This is a genomic window from Laspinema sp. D2d (assembly GCF_025370755.1).
In the GTDB taxonomy this organism is placed as follows: Bacteria; Cyanobacteriota; Cyanobacteriia; order Cyanobacteriales; family Laspinemataceae; genus Laspinema.
Map to the genome: position 1 here is coordinate 347,559 of NZ_JAMXFC010000001.1, position 18,789 is coordinate 366,347.

At 47.6% G+C, this 18,789-nt stretch carries 11 protein-coding genes; 9 read left to right on the forward strand and 2 right to left on the reverse strand.

From position 1 onward, the window contains the following. Window positions 1–141: 141 nt before the first annotated feature. Together NG796_RS01465 and NG796_RS01470 are read right to left on the reverse strand one after the other, a co-directional pair. Window positions 142–1,653, reverse strand: a complete 1,512-nt coding sequence (locus NG796_RS01465) for a cellulase family glycosylhydrolase (RefSeq protein ID WP_261204137.1) — start codon at window positions 1,651–1,653, stop codon at window positions 142–144. A gap of 950 nt (window positions 1,654–2,603) precedes the next feature. Then, window positions 2,604–4,082 carry a leucyl aminopeptidase gene (locus NG796_RS01470; protein WP_261204157.1) on the reverse strand — a complete coding sequence of 493 codons (1,479 nt, stop codon included), beginning with the start codon at window positions 4,080–4,082 and terminating at the stop codon, window positions 2,604–2,606. A 476-nt stretch (window positions 4,083–4,558) separates the two neighbouring features. Between NG796_RS01470 and NG796_RS01475 the strand changes: the two genes are divergently transcribed. From NG796_RS01475 to NG796_RS01515, 9 genes are all read left to right on the forward strand, one after another. After that, window positions 4,559–5,680 carry a class I SAM-dependent methyltransferase gene (locus tag NG796_RS01475; RefSeq protein ID WP_261204138.1) on the forward strand — a complete coding sequence of 374 codons (1,122 nt, stop codon included), beginning with the start codon at window positions 4,559–4,561 and terminating at the stop codon, window positions 5,678–5,680. A 177-nt stretch (window positions 5,681–5,857) separates the two neighbouring features. Then, complete coding sequence (locus tag NG796_RS01480) at window positions 5,858–8,011, forward strand: transglycosylase SLT domain-containing protein (RefSeq protein WP_411268780.1); 2,154 nt, start codon at window positions 5,858–5,860, stop codon at window positions 8,009–8,011. 187 nt (window positions 8,012–8,198) lie between these two features. Beyond that, window positions 8,199–9,518: a response regulator gene (locus NG796_RS01485; protein ID WP_261204140.1), complete on the forward strand. Its 1,320-nt coding sequence runs from the start codon at window positions 8,199–8,201 to the stop codon at window positions 9,516–9,518. Then, window positions 9,464–9,676: a hypothetical protein gene (locus NG796_RS01490; protein WP_261204141.1), complete on the forward strand. Its 213-nt coding sequence runs from the start codon at window positions 9,464–9,466 to the stop codon at window positions 9,674–9,676. Before NG796_RS01485 ends, NG796_RS01490 begins: the two co-directional genes overlap by 55 nt. A 369-nt stretch (window positions 9,677–10,045) precedes the next feature. After that, on the forward strand, window positions 10,046–11,641 hold the full coding sequence (locus NG796_RS01495; RefSeq protein WP_261204142.1) for a CheR family methyltransferase: 1,596 nt from the start codon (window positions 10,046–10,048) through the stop codon (window positions 11,639–11,641). Continuing rightward, entirely contained in the window at window positions 11,638–12,690 is a 1,053-nt protein-coding gene (locus NG796_RS26400) for a chemotaxis protein CheW (protein ID WP_261204143.1), read from the forward strand. The genes NG796_RS01495 and NG796_RS26400 overlap by 4 nt, the downstream gene beginning before the upstream one ends. Window positions 12,691–12,941: 251 nt before the next feature. Next, the gene (locus tag NG796_RS01505; RefSeq protein WP_261204144.1) at window positions 12,942–14,267 is read left to right on the forward strand and encodes a methyl-accepting chemotaxis protein; all 1,326 of its coding nucleotides are present in this window, start codon (window positions 12,942–12,944) and stop codon (window positions 14,265–14,267) included. Window positions 14,268–14,849: 582 nt separating this feature from the next. Beyond that, the gene (locus tag NG796_RS01510; RefSeq protein ID WP_261204145.1) at window positions 14,850–16,298 is read left to right on the forward strand and encodes a methyl-accepting chemotaxis protein; all 1,449 of its coding nucleotides are present in this window, start codon (window positions 14,850–14,852) and stop codon (window positions 16,296–16,298) included. A gap of 957 nt (window positions 16,299–17,255) precedes the next feature. Beyond that, window positions 17,256–18,617, forward strand: a complete 1,362-nt coding sequence (locus NG796_RS01515; RefSeq protein WP_261204146.1) for a methyl-accepting chemotaxis protein — start codon at window positions 17,256–17,258, stop codon at window positions 18,615–18,617. The last annotated feature ends 172 nt before the right edge of the window (window positions 18,618–18,789 follow it).

An 18,789-nucleotide genomic window follows, 5' to 3' on the forward strand; every position in this document is an offset into this window, starting at 1 on the left:
TTAGCACTCAGGGTGGAGTGATTCACTCCCCCTCGGTCTTCATGGGCTCCTTTCACTTCTTCTAACTCCTTGGGGGTGGGCAAAAGCCCACCCTTTTTTGCATTGCAAGTTTCAGCACCTGTCAGGTCCTGTCATACCTTGTCAACCGTGCCCATAGCGGCGTTTTACTCTCAAACCCGCCACACCCAACAGGACTAATCCAGCGATCGCAGAAGGTTCAGGAATCTGACGCGCAGAAGGTTGAGGAATCTCACGCGGGGTCTCCCCTTCATTCGTGCTCACTGGAGTAATGACCTCTGGATTAAGACTCACCACGGGTTCAATCTCCTCATTTTCCACCGGAGAAATCACAACCGGGTCCCCAATCTCCCCAATCTCCTCACTCTCTACAGGAGGAATCACAATCGGGTCCAGAATCGCTTCAGTTTCCTCCGGGTCTTCTGTGTCTATCACGATATCCACCATTGAGAGTCCAAGGGCTTCTACCATGCTTTGATTAAGGATGCGTTGTTCATCCACCTTATCAAACAGGCCAAATCCTCCTGTATAATCCCACATCGCCCAGCCGATATCATATTCCTCCAAAGCTGATCGCACATCATAAAGCCATGATACCCGGTCTTCCTCCTGGACAAAATTGCGATAAACGCCGAACTCATTCGCCGTAAGACGAACATTATGTTCTGTTGCCCATGCCGCAGCAAGTCCGATCCGGGCTTTGATTTTATCAGCATTCCACTGTTCATCGCAATAGGACTGGGCCACCTGCCGTAAGGAGTCGTCAGTCATCCGCAGGATTACAGCATCACATTCGACGGGATTATAGGGATAGGGTAGATCCCAAATCAGTTCAAAGTGCTCGTCTATCCAGTCGGCCCCTTGATGGGTAAAGGTCATCGGCTCATAAAAGTGAAAATTATACACCACATTAGGATCAGCAACGGGAGTGAGCTTCCGCAATCCGTCAATGCCACTCCAATCATATCCCGTGGCGATCGCAGTGTGTTCAGGCGCACCGGAACGAAATGCGCCTAAAATCTGCCCCTGAACCCAATCCCATCGTTTGACGGGATCAACATCTTCCGCTGCAAAAAAGTTAAAAGAGGGTTCGTTCAGCACTTCTAAAAATACCAAGTCTGGATTACGGGTACTGAGATGTTGTGCGAATGAACCCGAAAATTGGACAAATGTATCAACAAACTCATCATCCCTGGCTAAAGATGCTTTAAACTCATCATTGGCTTGCAAATCCACAATGACGCCTAAATCTCGTTCCAGGAGGCGATCGAGTGCTGAGTCTAAGTAGCCTAAATATTCTACATTCAGCGATTTGGGATTGCTCAAGTCCATCAGCAGGGCCGGATCTACCGGGAGGCGAACGTGCTTGAATCCCAAATCCCCCAGCAAATCGAGGTCATCATCGGTGATAAAATTTTCCATGTGAAACGGATTGTAGGTCTCACTTTGGGCAAACCAGTGACTTAAATTGATCCCCTGAGTCAGGCGATCCCATCGCGTGTCTAAAGGATTTTCCCAATCGGCTACGTTGGATGTTGTTAAATCAGCATGAGCGGGACTGGCTGTAGCGATGGAAAACGAACTGATGGTCAAGCCAGTTAGGGCGAAAAACTGTAATAGTTTGCCTGGATTCATAGGAACTCTTGGTTGTAGTAGATGTTATGAGTAGTTGAATGGTCTGTGTGCCCATCACCCTAGATGGAAGTCAGCAAGTTAGTAGAGGGAGGTTTGGAGATAGGGGGCTATCTTGTTTCTAGTCTAAAAACGGAATATCACTTTCTTGAATCCTGTGAATCGTGTATTTGAGCCAGCAACAAATTTATTTAAGCTGCCGTCAATACTTTTGAATTCAAAAGTTTTTTATTTCCGTTTTTTTAAACGAAAGGCACTAACTAAAGCGACTTTACATGATTTTTGTCCAGAAATAACCCTGGTCAGAGAAAATTCTTTAAAACTTTATATTTTCTTTGCCAAAAATTTATTTTTTTTGTAAAAAATAACTGTCTTTAGAGAGAAGAATTATTCGCGCTAATCAGCATTTCAATTCATCACTAAACTATTGCCAGAATTCTGATTTATCCCGCCCTTGCTACTTCTTGAGCAACTCCCAAGAAAGGGTAATCTATCTATAGAGATAGAAGCGTTAATTTGAATACGCTCTTTCTCTAACTTTAGACCTATTCCTGACGATTTCCTTGGGAATGGATGAAGTTTCTCAAATCCAGGGATTTAGAATCAGCTTGTTCCGCCTGAGCCTGAATGGAGCCTACTTTTCTCCTCGTGAACTCCCGAACAGTAGAGACAACAGATTGAGCGGGGTGAGCACAAGTGAGAAAATTTTATGCTCCTCATCACCGGGGCGATCGCCTGACAATCCCCCGAGGATGACTGGGCCATTATCCACAAAACCCGGGCGGAAACACAAAATTTTGCATCTCCACCCGGGTTTTAGAGTGTTAATCAGACTGAGGCCCCAAAACCGGATTCCTCCGAAATCAAGTCGGTTTCTGGGTTAACCTGGATGACAAAGGCTTGAGGGTCTCATTAAAAATCGGGAGTTTCTCACCGGAATCATTCAGAACCGATTAAGCCGGATTCAGCACCCAATTGACCAGGGTGCGGACCCCGAAACCCGTTGCCCCAGCACTGTTATACCCCTTATCTTTTTCCGTCCAAACTGGCCCTGCAACATCTAAATGCGCCCAGGGGGTTTTCTCCACAAATTGTTTGAGGAAGAGGGCCGCAGTAATGGAACCACCGGGACGCGGCCCCGTATTCTTCATATCCGCGTGTAGGGACTTCAATCCTTCAAAATAGGAGTCTTCCATCGGTAATTGCCAGAACTTTTCTCCAGCGGGTTGAGCAGCGGCGAGCAATTGATTAGCTAACCCTTCATCCGTACTCCATAACCCTGCAATATCGTTGCCAAGGGCAATTACACAGGCTCCGGTGAGGGTGGCTAAATCCACGATCGCATCCACCCCTAGTTTTTCCGTAAACACCAAGGCATCCGCCAGGGTCAGCCGACCTTCCGCATCGGTATTATTCACTTCAATGGTTTTACCATTAGAGGCAGTGAGAATATCTCCCGGGTGCATAGCCCGACCACTAATCATATTCTCCGTCACCGCTGTGATGAAGTGCACCTCGACATCGGGTTTTAATTGCCCGATCGCCTTTGCCGCCCCAAACGTTGCCGCAGAACCCGCCATATCCGTTTTCATCATTTCGATGCCACTGCCGGTCGGCTTAATATTCAGCCCCCCCGAGTCAAAGGTCAAACCCTTACCCACGATCGCCAATTTCCGCCGGGGTGTCCCTTGGGGTTTGTAGGTCAAATGGATGAACTTCGGGGGCATTTCCGACGCTTGCGCCACCCCGAGAAACGCACCCATTCCCAGATTTTTACAATCTTCCTGTTCCAGGATTTCCAGATCCAGACCATATTCAGCCGCCAGTTCCTCCGCCATTTCAGCCATTGACATCGGCGTGACAATATTGGAGGGGGCCGCTACCAACTCCCGGGCTAAATTGACCCCACTCGAAATTTGTAACCCTCGGGTAATCGCAGCTTGGCGATCGCCTAAACCGAGCAACTCCACTCGTTCCAGACGGGATCCGCTTTCTTCCGGGTCCGATTTAAAGCGCAAATCCTTAAACAGGGCTAATTCTATCCCTTCCGCGATCGCCTGGGCTGTGGTATCCGGGTCATGATTCCACACTGGCAGATCAATCCCGAGGGTTTTGCACTTTTCTTTACTGGCAACCTTGGCGGCAGTCCCGGCGGCACGTCTCAAACTATCCACAGTGAGGGACTCGGACTTGCCTAATCCCACTAAAATAATTTTGCGGATGGCACTGCCACCACCAACCCGAGTCACCGCACTACTATTGTCCTTGCCTTTAAACTCCACCTCAGCGATCAGTTCGGCGATCGTCCCGCCAAGCTTCTCATTTAGCTGACCTAATTCCCCGGTGATTTCCGTTGCCTCTTCAAACACCCCAAGGGCTAAGGCATCTCCAGACCAGTCTAACCGTGGCGTTTCTATTCCTTGAAATTCCATTCCTAGTCCTGAATAATGTAATACTTCGCAACAATACCAGTATGGATCGAGATTGACGTTTCCACAGAGGGGGTAGAGGGGGTGAACCCTGTCAGAAAAATAGTCTCCTAAGTCCCCCAGCGATCGCTGGTTTGGGCCTAAATCATCAAGTTTCAAGGGTATTCCCCCGGTGAAAGCCCCGGGGACCTTCCCTCAAAAGTCTTCGGAAACAGAACAGGCGATCGCCCCTTTCAGGGTTGAAAGTCCCCTTCAACTGGCAGCGCTCAATTTATAATCAACAAGACCCTCTCAATTCCGTGGGCGATCGGTTCAAGAACAATCCCTGCCCACCTGGAACCCTCCCTAAAAATTAGAGGAGCAATCTAACAGTGACTCTAAATTTTTCCCAGAACCTGGGTTTCTTTGCGTAAGTCTTGTCCGACATAGTAACCTGGAATTGAATTACGATTTTGGACCGTAAACTAGGAGCATGAGCTGTGGTTTCCGAAGCCTCTAAACAGAGAGCCGAACCCTTATCGACACAAACGAATCCCCCCTCGCTCTCGGTATCCCAAACTGAACCCGTGCGGGATCCGGATCGGTTAGCGCAGGCCCTGCAACACAAATTAAAAAACTTGACCGGCGCAATGGGTGAATTGGTGATGCCTTGCATCCCCGCCATGATTGATGAGCATCTAAATCTGGTCACTGGCGTGATGAAAGGGCTTGGACAAACCCTCAACGACGAACAAATTCAGGGATTGAAAACCTCTTTGTCTACTTATCTAGCGGAGGGATTTCGGGCCTCTCCCCATGCCCGTCTGAGTGTCAAATTTGGTCCCCCGAGTCCCACCGAAGGATTGACGAGTGGATTAAAAATCACAGCGCATATCAACACCTCATCCCTAGAAGAAAAATATGATGGGTGGGTGAAAAATCGCAGCGGTCCCTTATTTGGACCCCATGCCGATGCCAAAATCATCGATGTCGCTGCAACCTTCCCTAACAAGGAACAGGCCCCCATTCTTGATGTGGGTGCCGGGACCGGGCGTAATACCTTCCCCTTAGCTAGACAAGGACATCCCGTGGATGCCGTGGAACTGACCGCTGTATTCGCCCAAAAACTGTTAGCCATGGCTGAGAGCGAAGCTTTGCCCGTGCGGATTTTCCAGGGGAATATTCTGGACCCCAATCTGAATTTACCGCCGAGTTACTATAAGTTAGCCGTAGTTTCGGAAGTGATTTCCCACTTCCGTAATATCAATCAGGTTCGCATCCTCCTCGCCAAATTATGTGCGGGACTAGAAAGCGGGGGGTTGTTACTGTTTAATGCCTTTTTGCCCGTTGAAGGATATGAACCGGATGAAAGCGTGCGTCAAATGGCTGAAGTTGTTTGGTCCTACCTGCTCACCCGGGATGAATTGAAATTGGCGATGGCAGGACTCCCGCTAGAAATCCTCTCAGAAGAGTCCGTATATGAGTATGAGCAAGCTCATCTCCCCTCGGAAGCATGGCCCCCAACTTGGTGGTTTATTAGTTGGGCAACCGGGCGGAATATTTTTCCGTTTGCGGCGACTCCGCCAGTGGAGTTACGCTGGGTTCTATGTCGGCGCAAATAAGAACCCGAGGCGATCGCCCTTCAGGGGTGAGAAGCATGAGTTAAGCTTCATTGGACCACCCCCATTTGACAACCCCAGATAGACTCATCGTCGAGTCAACTCAGTTGGCTCGACCCGCCAAATTCTCACGGAAAAAATTAAAATAAGGCTGTTGCAGCTCAGGGACGGGGAAACTTGATGTTTAGAAAAAAGCAAAGATCCAACAAAGTAACGATAGCTGTTGGCATTGGGCTATGGATTTTGTTAATCGGTGCTGCTGTACCCATGAATAAATGGATCGAGTGGAGTCAGAAAACTCCAAAAGTGCTGACACTCGGGGGAAAGCTAGAGCACAAATCGGCGGTGAAACCTTTGGCGCTGATGCCTGCGGAGCAAAGAGCGAGTCAGTTAAAAGAGTTGGCACTCAATGGCAAGGGTTTCGATCGCCCCCAAGCTCGTTATTTATTAGCTAACGATTTACTTGAACAAGGGCAGGCAACTCAGGCCCTGGAATGGCTCCAAGACTTAGAAAAAGACTATGATTTGCTGGCCCCTTACATTTTGTTTAAACGCGCTCAGGCGTATGAACTGAGTAATAATTCAGCTCAAGCGCAGGAAACTTGGACAGAATTGTTAGACAAGCATCCTGAGTCCCCGGTGGTGGTTGAAGCACTCTACGCCTTGGGAAAAAGCAACCCCCAGTATTGGGACCAAGCGCTGGAGCAATTTCCTGCGCATCCCAAGAGTATGGAAATTGCTCAAACCCGCTTAAAAGAAAATCCGAATCGCCTGGATTTATTATTGCCGATCGCCAACCACGGCTTTTACCTGGAGAATTACAAATCCTATCTGGAAAAACTGACCCGTCAAAATCGCGATCGCCTCAGCGCAGAAGCTTGGGAAGCAGTCGCCTTCGGCTATTGGGAAAAACAAGACTATGGCAAAGGTGGGGAAGCTTACGCTTTCGCCACATGGAACCCCGAGAGTGCTTATCGTCTCGCCAGAGGACGTCAGCTCTCCGGAGATAACAGCGGGGCCATTGCAGCCTACAAACGACTCTTCGTAGACTTTCCCGATAGCGAAGAAGCCAGCATGGGACTAGAGCGACTGATCACCCTCCTGGAACCCAAAGAAGCTGTAACTTATATCGACGAACTGATCAACCGCTTTCCCACCAAAACCGGAGAAGCCTTGTTCGCACGCTCCAAAGTCCTCGATGAGTTGGGTAGCCGCAGTGCGGCTAAAGAAGCCCGGGAAAAGGTTCTGAGTGAGTATAGCAACTCTAAAGGAGCCGCCGAACTGCGATGGAGTTTAGCGCAACAAAGTGTGGCGATTAACAATTTTGAGGAAGCGCGCAAGTGGGCTTTGGAACTGCGTCAGGAAAACCCGGATAGCGAACTGGCTCCCGAAGCGGGGTTCTGGGCTGGAAAGTGGGCGCAGCGTCTGGGGTTGAGCAAGGAAGCTCGTCAAACCTACGAAGACGTTTTATTTAACTATACCGAATCCTACTATGCATGGCGATCGGCAGTGTTGCTGGGGTGGGATGTCGGTGACTTTACCAATGTCCGTGGGCTGACTCCGGCGATCGTGGGTCAAACCGAGCGCGTTGAGATTCCAGTCGGCTCGAATGTCCTCAAAGAACTGTACCTCCTCGGTCAAGATCAAGATGCCTGGACCCTCTGGCAAGTGGAATTTACCAATCGCCGGAAACCCTCAGTCCCTGAGCAGTTTACCGATGGGTTGATCCGCCTTGGGGTTGGGGATAATCTGGATGGAATTTTTATGTTGTCGAGTCTGCAGTGGCGAGACAAACCCGAAGATCACGAAGAGTACAAACAAATCAAGGTAAAACCCCACTATTGGGAAGCACTTTATCCCTTTCCTTATGCGGATCTGATCCAGAAAGCCGCTCAAGAACAAAAAATGAATCCTTTGTTGGTGACGGCATTAATGCGCCAAGAGTCCCGATTTATGCCCAAAATTCGCTCGGCGGTGGGTGCAGTTGGGTTGATGCAGGTCATGCCAGAGACCGGGGCCTGGGCAGCTCAAAGCATCGGTATCAAAAATCACAATCTGGAAAACCCCGAGGATAATATTAAAATCGGGACTTGGTATTTAGATTTTACTCATGGGCAGTATAAAGATAACTCAATGTTAGCTGTCGCCAGCTACAATGCCGGACCCACTAATGTAGCCTCGTGGATCGAGGAATTTGGATTCAACGATCCCGATGAGTTCGTGAACAAGATTCCATTCCCAGAAACAAACGGTTACGTCAAGCACGTTTTTGAGAACTACTGGAATTATCTGCGGCTATACAGCCCCGACATTGCCAAGAAACTTGGACAATAACATCCCCCTCAGTTCAGGAGGTCTCCTCCCCCCATATCCCGTAACCGTTACCTGGTGGACAATCAACAGGCCAAGTGGGGGGTAGCGCCCTGTCTTTGGGGGGACGGAATCGGGAAATATACGGATGTCCAAACTCCTTAAAACGGGCTAACTTAGTGATGGAAAATCGACTCAAGAGCGGCTACTTATGATATTAGAGTCTTTAGGGTGTACAAAAATTGCTGGAGAGTTAGCCGCGCTAATGCAGCAAAAAGTCACGGGGACATGGCTTGTCGTCGCGCAAGAATCCCCTGGCTCTTTCCAAGGCCCTGAGCCAGGGCGCAAAGAAGTGGCCGATCGCCCCCCGGGTACACCCCATCCGTCATCGCGGAAGGACCGTTTGACTTCCACAAGGGAGAATGCTGCTCCCTCCCCAGGAGAACGCCACTGGCGATTTTACCTCGTGATGGGCCGGTTAATCTACATTACGGAAAGTGTTCACCGGGTCCGACGGTGGTCCCGAGCGTTGCGACAACACTGCCCTAATTTTGTGGTAGATCCTAAAGATGTGGGGGAAGGAGAACCCTGGGAGTTTCAACTTCTGCAACCGGGAATGGACCAACATTTGCTCAGTCCTACTCATGCCAAAGCTCTGATTCGCACCAGTAGCTTAGAAGCCTTATTCAACCTCGCCAGCTATGCTAAAGTCAGTGCCCATTGGTATCCTCTCCCCCTAGAGTCTTTACAGATACCGGCCAAGATTGCTTTATCCGCCTTGGATCTGGCCCAGGTGTTTGAAAAGGCTGAACAACTCTGGGCTCAGTGGGAACAACTGGGATTACACTATATTAGCCCTGACCTCTCTCCGGTCTTAAGTTATCCGACGCAGTTAAAGCAACAAGTCAGTTCCCAGTCATTTTTGACCCTTAATACCCTCTTCAACGGTGAAAATACAATTTGGGACCTGGCAATCGAGCGCAAGCAATCCATTGTGGGGGTGACGCGAACTTTACATCATTTCGTAGAACAGGGTAAAATCTCTCTAAAAACGGTGTCTGATTGGCCTTCCCCTCTGGAACAGTGGCGGATTGTTCGGGCGGCGGTAGCCCCCAAAAAACCCTTGATTGCTTGTATTGATGATAGTCCCCTGGTTTCCGAGGTCCTCGCTCGTATTCTCCAACCTGCCGGTTACGATACGATCGCCATTCAGGACCCCATGCAAGGGGTCGCTATCCTCTCGGAGAAAAAGCCTGATTTTATCTTTTTAGATCTGGTTATGCCCCAGACTAATGGCTATAATCTCTGCAATTTTTTACGTCAAAGCACCCTATTTCGCGAGACCCCGATTGTCATCCTCACCAGTCAAGATGGTCTGATTGACCGCACAAGGGCTAAATTAAATGGGGCTTCGGATTTTCTCTGTAAGCCCCCCGAGGCGGAAAAAGTGCTACAAATGGTTGAAAAATATCTGAAATGCTCCCATCGCCCAAACAACCTCCCAGACATGGGATTTCCGGCGTTGGCATAACGGATTCCTTGGGCGATCGCCTCCGTCTCTCCATTGCCTCTGTCCCCTCAACTTCAGGGTTTCTGCTCATCTACAGCGCGATTCATGGACCCAGACCCCTGTCTCTGAGTCTGCGATCGCCTCTAGGCTCTATTGGAGTCTGGCACGAATACCCATAAAAGGGCTATAACAATGGAAGAGGGTCTTTACAAAAATGATGGATACCTCATGGTTTGATCCAAATCTTGTCCCTGCTCATCCGAGCCGATCTCAAGGCAAATGGGAAGGGGTTCATGGGAATCGAAGGCGATCGCAACCGACCCCCTGAACCCCTTTTGAGGAATATTCAACTATTGCCTGTCTCAATTGGAGATTATAAAATGATAAAACTTTATCCGTGCGAGCATCTTGTTCCCTAGGATCATCCAATTGGAAGGCTCAACAGCTTAGCTCCTAAACTGCCCAGTTTCCTCGCCTTCCTGGTACTAACTTTTTCTTCAGACTGAGTTCTATACCCCTAGCTTGCGTCTCAAGGTTTATATAAATAAATGAGTGAAGTTTTAATACAACTTTTTGTCCAACTGATTGCTAACTATACGGGTTTGCGAATCAGGACTCAAGACCGAGAAGCGTTATGTCGTAAACTTGGGTCTCGGATTCGCTCGCTTAAATTATCCTCACCTGAAGATTATTATAAGTTACTAGAGGGCGGTACGGATCAAAGTAATTCCTTCGCAGGAATCGCCGCTCAAGGAGAATGGAGAGAACTGATCACCCTTTTAACCACGGGCGAAAGTTATTTTTTTAGAGATAGTGGTCAATTTTGGCTCCTTGAAAATGTTATTTTACCTGAACTCATCGCTTATCAACGACAAGCGAGTATATCCGCCGGAAACATCAAACCTTCTCTGCGGATTTGGAGTGCGGGATGTTCTACCGGGGAAGAGCCCTACTCTTTGGCAATTTTGCTCACCCAATTGATTCCTGATTGGGAAAACTGGAATCTTTTTATCTTAGGAACTGATATTAACTACGAGTCCATTACTCAAGCGAAACAAGGACTATACAGCCCTTGGTCATTTCGGATGGTAGAACCCCAGAGTCTGCCCCAATATTTCCAGCCTCGCAAGAACCAATGGAAAGTCGAAGAAAAATATCGCCGGTTAGTCACGTTTCGGGTAGGCAATTTAGCCCGCGATCGCTTTCCAGATTTCACGGGTGAATTAGCTCAGATCGATTTAATTGTCTGTCGAAATGTCTTTGTTTATTTTGAATCTCAGGTCATTAGTCAAATTGTAGAAAAATTTGCTCAAACCCTCCGATTCGGTGGATACTTGATGACGGCTCATGCCGAACTGCACGGGCAGAATTTGGAACAGTTTAATCCGAAAGTTTTTGCCCAGTCTGTGGTTTATCAACGCCGAGATAACTCTGCCGTGAAAATCCCGGTTTCTCCCTATCAAGGATATAATCTCCCGTCCTCTTTCAGCTTACCTTCCTCCTCCGGGATATCCACCTCTAGGAACTTAGCTCCACTCCCAAAGAAAGTATCTAAGCCTAAAAACTACCCACCCATTTATCGGCCCAGCACCTCTTCTCCCGATGTCACTCTAAAACAGTCTGATATTAATATCCTGTTGCAAAAGGCTGAAACCCTCTTTAAAGCAGACCGCTTAGATGAATCGCTCCAGACTTTCCAGCATATCGTTCGATTGCAACCTCGACATTTTCAATCCTATTATCTCATTGCTAAAATTTATGCTAACTTAGGAAACTATCACCAAGCTGAACGGTATTGTCAACAAGCTATTTCCATTGATCCGATGTCGGTTCAACCTTATTACATCATGGCTCATATTACTGAGGAAAAAGGGGATTTAGAACGGGCCAAATATTGGTTGAAGCGAATTCTTTATCTCGCTCCCCTCTCTATATCAGCATACCTGGAGCTTGCCGCAATTTATGAACGAGAATCGGATCAAAAAAGAGCCAATAAAATGCGGAAAACGGCTTTAGAGATTTTGGAGACTTTACCCAAAGATTATGCGGTAGAATATGCAGAGAAGATGACTTTAAATGAATTGAAAGCCTATCTAATAAAAAGTCTTCAAACTCAAGATTCAAGCGGGAGAACATCAACGTGAGCGAACATCACTCTTATTTAATATTTAGCTTAAATGGGTCACGGTATGGCGTGACCACCAGTGCAGTGCAAGAAATTTTTTTCTTACCCGCATTAACGCCCATTGATGAAGCACCTCGGGACATTGTGGGGGTGGTCAATCTGCGGGGAGAAATTTTACCCGTGATGGATTTAAACTTACGATTCTTTCATCGATCGCTCAATTATCAGATTACGGATAGCATCATCGTTGTGGAGTGGCAAACCGTCAAAGTAGGACTGATTGTCAACCAAGTTCATGAAGTGCAAGACATTCCCTCGGAGGCGATCGCCCCTCAAATTGCCTATGGACGACAGAACGGCAGTCCCTCACACCATTACATTACCGGGGTCGCCAAAAACCTCGGAGAATTGGTGATGTTGCTCAACCCCGAACAATTAATTCAATACTCCGATTCTTCAGAAACCCTACCCTTTGAACTCAACGGCACAGAGAGCCCCAGTACCACCACTTCCGTTCAGAAAAACCGCCGATTCTGTCGCGATGCCAGTCCGGAAGAAATGGCACTCTTTCAAGAGCGGGCGGACAATTTAATGAAACTCAGCGAAGGCGAAGATTTTACCGGATTAATGCCGATCGCGGTGATTGGATTAAACGATGAATACTTCGGTTTGGATCTGAATGTAGTGCGGGAATTCACAGATATTCGAGAGATTACCCCGATCCCCTGTTGTCCTAGCCGTATCATCGGTAACATGAATCTCCGGGGTGAAATTGTCACCTTAATTGATATTCGCGAAAGCTTAAACCTCCCTATCACCCGTGCCATTGGTGGCAGTAAGGTTATGGTTGTTCATATCGATCAACTCGTAGCGGGGATTGCCATCCAGGAAGTCTGTGATGTCATGTATCTACACCCGTCCAAAATTGCCCCAGTACCTGCCGCCATTCACGCCGCCAATGATGAGTACCTCCGGGGTACCGCCCCTTATCGGGAAAAAATGATGAGCTTACTCGACTTGCCTAAAATTCTGACCCAGGGAGAATTAGAGGTCAATGAAGAACCCTAATGGGTTCGGGAGTCGGGGTAATTCCCTGACTTCTGCAAAACCGCAGCGTCTTGGAAAGATTCGGCGACAAAACCCTGATTTTCTACAACCGCGATCGGGGAACAAGAGGCCCCAAGCCCCAAAAATTAGTTTTCTTGAAATCCCCCTCTGTTGCAAGTTTTAATCAAATATTCTTCCTTCTGAATTCTGGATTCTCGGGTTTAATGAATGAATGGTGAGCAAGATGTTTTGTTGGTTGCACCGACGGACCTATGTTCAACCCGTTAAAACTAAAAACCCGTATTTTACTGGGATATTCACTGCCATTATTGCTGTCCCTTGGCTTTGCCGCAGTGGTTTCCTGCCAGACCCAGACCCTCGAACAAAAACTGGACACTGATGCAGCCGGACAACAAATCCTGGACAACTCAGAACGGATGGTTTCTGGCCTTTCCCAGATGCAGCGTTATAGTGCCAGCTTTTTAGTCAATCCCGAAGTTGATTTTTTAGTTGAATATGAAAAAAAATCTCAATTATTTGAAGAGTCTCTTGACTCCCTTGATCGCCAGCTTGAAAACCCAGATTTGCAAATTCGCTTAGATAAAATTAAAGAGTTAGGAAATCAAATCGATAGCTTGAATCGATATCTGATGACTTTAACACAAACTCAAAAAAGAGACCAAGCTATTCGGGCTTTTGCAGCGGCAGAAAGTCGCAATCTTTCTCTGGAAGTCACCCAAGCTTTGGATGATTTTCTGGCGGTTCTGAACCAACTGCAATTGTCTAAGACTGAAGGCACTCATCTTGCAATCAGGGCATTACATGAGTGGGTGTGGGTGGGGAGTGCGGTTTTAGTCCTGTTCACCCTGGCGATTTCGACTGCCTGGACTTATCGAGTTGTCGAGGCGATCGCCTATCCTCTGCTTTCTCTCCAATCCACTGCCAAAGAAATAACCCATAATATCTTAGTCAGTGAAACCCTTTTAACTCGCCAAGCTGAGGATTTGAGTCAAACGAGCGTGGCCCTAGAACACTTAACTCAATCGGCTGATCTTCATGCTCAAGAGGCGGAATCCACTCAGGTTCAAGTCGCTCAGATAGAAGATCAAATGCAGTCTTTGAGAGGGCATCTGGGCAAAATTTATGGACTCACGCATCGCGTGACCGATTTAGCGACTCAAACTAATCTGTTAGCACTTCATGCTGGGGTGGAGTCCCAGCGACCCGGGTTGGAATGTCACTGTCTGGATGCGGTGGTGACGAAAATGCGAACCTTAGCCACGGAAACTCAAAAATCGGCCAAGGAAGTGAAAACCCTTGTCACTCATCTTGAAATTGAACCCCATGCGGTGGTGATGGAACTGGAAGAACCGGGGCAAAATGTGGAACCGATTTGGAGTGCGATCGGTGAACTTGCCACCCAGAATCGGTCCATTTCTAAGGTAAGCCAGCAGCAAGCGACGGCAATTGAACAAGTGTTTGAGGCGCTGGAATCTCCCTATCAAACCGCCCGAGAAACGGTGCAGACTTTAAGCGAAACTAAAATCCGTCTTCAACAACTCAACCGTGACGCCCATCAGTTGTTTGAACTTTTATAATCTGGGCCTGAGCCGGAAGTATTTCTACTCAGTTTTTTTCGTTTACCCCTTCAATATCATACGAAATTCGGCTATCAAAAGTCCGTTTATAGCTGGCGCGTCTATCTCCTGTAATACTAAATCCGGTTGTTAAAAGTCGATGTTCTGGATGAGCCTGCGCAGGTAGGCTATAGAGCGAATGGCCCGGGCGTCACTAACCTCCTGTGAGCCTTTACCCTTGAGGGTGTCGGTTTTTATAAGTCTTTGAAAACCGGCTTCCGGATCAGTCGAGATGGTCGGTTCTGAGTTGTGAATTGGGGTGTATTTTTATACCGCCTGGTATGGGTGGCGATCGCATACTTTTTAAAAAACGGTATCCCTGTCCCAGGACAAGGATGCCGTTTTTTCCGGGGAGTACCAGGAACCTTTGACTCTCTCCCGCATCGAAACGGGAAAGATTAAACTTAGGTATCACTAGATACACTGGACTGAGGCCAAACTATCGAGTTGAGGCTAGAGTAAAACCAGAATTATCAGGTGAACCGTTGCTGAGGGCCGATTCAACAGGACCTCAGTGCATCACCCCATTTGAGGAATAACAGTATGAGGTTAGGGCGAAAGCTTTATATAGGATTCGCGATTCCTACCCTGTGTTTGGCTGGGTTAGGGATCTATTCCCTAATTTCTTTTGCCAATATCGACCGACAAGTCGAAACAATCTACGATGATCGGGTTGTGCCGTTACAGCAGTTAAAAGTCATTTCTGATGATTACGGAATTTCCGTGATTGATGCGGTGAATAAGGCTGATCAAGGGTTGTGGACGATGACACAGGCGCTGCAATCGGTTAGAACGGCTCAGAACCGGATAGAAGTGAACTGGCAGGCTTATAAAGGGACTGAACTCACTACGGAGGAGATCAGACTCCTGGAGGAAGTAGAGCAATTGTTTATTCGTGCCGATCGCGAGATTGATCGTCTTGAACTGGCCTTGCAGAGTGGGAACCGGGCTGTTGTTAGTGAGTTTAATGGCTATCTCTATGAAGTGATTGATCCACTCACCGAAAAAATCACTGAGTTGATTAATTTACAGTTGGAAATTGCCCAACAAGAACGGGAAAAAGCGGCTCAGGTGTACCAACGCACACAACTTATTTTTATTCCCTTGTTGTCGGTGGCCTTATTGATTGGGTCACCCCTAGGATTTGCGATTATCCGAGAGGCGATCGCCTCGACTCTGACCGAGATTATCAATACCCTGGCAACGACCTCTACTCAGATTGCCAGCGCCACCACAGAACAGGAACTGATTGCTCAACAGCAAGCTGGATCGGTACAGCAAACCAGTGTTGCGATGGAACAGTTAAATCAATCTGCCGAAAAAGCTGCACTTCAAGCGATCGCCTCCACGACTGGGGCCAAACAAGCCCTCACCCTCACCGGATCCGGGACCCAAGCGGTCGATCGCACCCTGGAGGAAATGGCTAAACTCAATCAAACCGTAGGGGTCATGCGATCGCGGGTGGAGGAACTGAGCGAACGCGCCACTCAAATTGGGGTGATCGCCGGGATCGTTAGCGATTTAGCCACTCAAACCCGTGTCCTGGCTCTTAATGCTGCCGTAGAAGCTGTCCGCGCTGGAGAACAAGGGAAAGGATTTGGAGTCGTTGCTACGGAGATTCGTAAATTAGCCGATCAAAGTCATCGATCTGCCGAAAAAATCAATCTTCTCGTCACCGACATCGAAAAAGCCCTCAAATCCACAGTCCTCGCCAGTGGGGAAAGTTCCCAAAGTGTCGCCGAAGGCATCCGCATCGTTGGGGAAACCGCCTCCACCTTTGAAGGAGTGCGAAATGCCATTAATCAAGTTGCTGTCAATGTCTCCGAAATCTCCCTCAATAGCAAAGAACAAGCCAACGCGATCCAACAAGTTCTCTATGCGATGAACGAGCTCAATCAAGGGGCTTCCCAAAGTGCGGCGGGGATCAGTCAAGTCAAAATTGGCACCCAACGCCTGAAAGAAGCGGCTTTGCAGCTCAAATCCGTGGTATAACGACCGTTTCTCGCCGGTTATACTCCTGTCGTTTCGGGTCAGTCTGCACCCACTGATATCCTAATCCGTGCAATTATACGAACGGAAGTGGTTTCTGCGGCTGATACAGAGAACACAGACTTGGCAAAGCCCGATCGGGTATGATTTTTTCTTCGGATTAAAAACCGGAGTTCCCCCCTAACCCCCTTCTCACTCAAGGGGCCATTAGTCAGGAGTCGAATTTACTATGAAAATCTGCCATGAAGCGATCGCCACCCAGATTGGGCAATGTCAATTATTTCTCTGTATTCCCTTTAGCCTAAAACAAAAAAACGCTCCCAGGTCTCAAACCGAGCCTCTTTCCTCATGAACTCAGAGTCACAATTTCTAGTGCATTCATGGCATAAATTGCCTAAACATTCATCCCACTCGTTGGGTGAAAACTTGACTTAGGCTCTAACCAACAGTCATTGTTTGCTTAAACTTACTAAGTCTTCATCCTATAGCGATTCCCAGATTGATTAGGTACAGATATTTCAAGGATTGTGGTCAGCACTTGCAAGAGCCTGGGCGGGATGCCCGTCAACTCTATCGAAGGCTTTACATCTTGCTCCCTAGGGCGATCGCCCGCAAGATGTGACGTAACTAGGCACGCTGTTACGATACGCGGTTGCCCGTTTAAATGGGATAATTCTAGCGAAGCTTAATGCTCGTACTCCAAGAGTTCATAATCTTGCCATCTCCTATTTAGACAGATAACGGCTTAAGCACCCACTATTTCCTAGGCTTTATGCACTCCCCAAATGTACCTCATAACTAGGAGAAACGCTATAGTGATTCATTGTTCATTGATAGCCATTCACATCTCGATACCTATCCCTCCTGCTTATGTTGAACCAATTGAAATTAAGAAATCGCATGATTTTTGGATATTCGATCCCCGTTTTATTGTTTTTTATTTTAACGGGATTTGTATATTTGAAAATCTTAAAAATTTCACAAACCTTTCGGCAAATTGAATTAACTCAATCTATCATCAAAATTCGCCAAGATTTAGATGATAATTATGGAGATATGGTAAAATCTTTTCGGGGATATTTACTGCTTTATGATGAGGAATTATTGGTAGAATACGAAACAGCCAAAAATCAATTTAACGAAGCGATTATCAGGGGAAAAAATACCCTAGAAGACTTAGGCCAACGTCAGCGAAATGAAGAGATGCTTGCCATGCAAAGAAAGTATGAGGATTTTTCCCAAAAAGTGATTACTTTAGTCAAGCAGAACAAAAAGACAGAAGCCCTTGCCCTATTTAAAACGAGGGCAGGACAAACCTATATCGAGCGTTTTGGAGAATTGAGCCGGGAATTTAGCCAAGCTGAGGAAGAGATTTTAAATCAGGCAACTGCTGAAGCTAAAAAAGCGATCCAAAGTTTAATCCTAGCCCTCTTACTGGGTGCAATTCTATGTCTGGGCTTCTCTGCGATCGCCGCCTTGGGAATTTCCTCAGCAATTTCCAAAACCATTGAGCAGGCAGTCAGCCGCATTGCCAACTCCTCGATTGAAATTGCCACTACCTTAGAACAACAAGAACGCACCACCGCTTTAGCTGCCAATTCAGTCAATGAAACCACCACCACAATGGACGAACTGGAAGCTTCATCCCGTCAATCCGCTGAACAAGCTCAATCCTCCGCTGCCGGTGCAAGGCAAGCACTACATTTAACAGAAATCGGGACTCAATCCATCAGCCGCAGCCTAGAAGCGCAGGGAATCTTAAAAGAAAAAGTGACCGCAATCACCCAGCAAATTTTAGAACTGAGCGAACAAACTTCTCAGATTGGAAATATCTCAAAATTGGTCAGTGAAATTGCCAATCAAACCAATATGTTAGCCTTGAATGCAGCCGTAGAAGCAGTACGAGCGGGGGAAAAAGGGAAAGGCTTTGCAGTGGTAGCCAGTGAAATCCGCAAACTGGCGGACGAAAGCCAAAAATCGGCTCATAAAATTAATACTTTAGTCCGGGATATCCAGAGTACGATTCATTCTACGGTCGTTGTCACCCATGAAGGGACAAAAACGGTGGATCTCGGGGTGAATATTGCCCGAGAAACTGCTGATGCCTTGAATGGGGTTCGGGATTCTATCAATGATGTGGTGATGAGTTCTCAACAAATTGCTTGGAATGCCCAACAACAAGTCACGGCGATCGAGCAAGTGGTTCAAGCCATGAATTCCCTGAATCTGGGAGCCCAAGAAACAGTCAAGGGAATCGCCACAACCCGACAAAGTACAGAACAACTCAACACCGCCAGTCTGGACTTAAAGGCAATTATTTAAAATTAATCAGCTCTCCCCCATCCTCCCCATCCTCCCCATCTCCCCCATCTCCCCCATCTCCCCCATCCTCCCCATCTCCCCCATCCTCCCCATCCCTTACAGATATATGTTTTTAACCCCTAACAAGTATTGAGGGGTAAAGTGAGCGGATGTAGAGGTAAGGGGTCTGGGA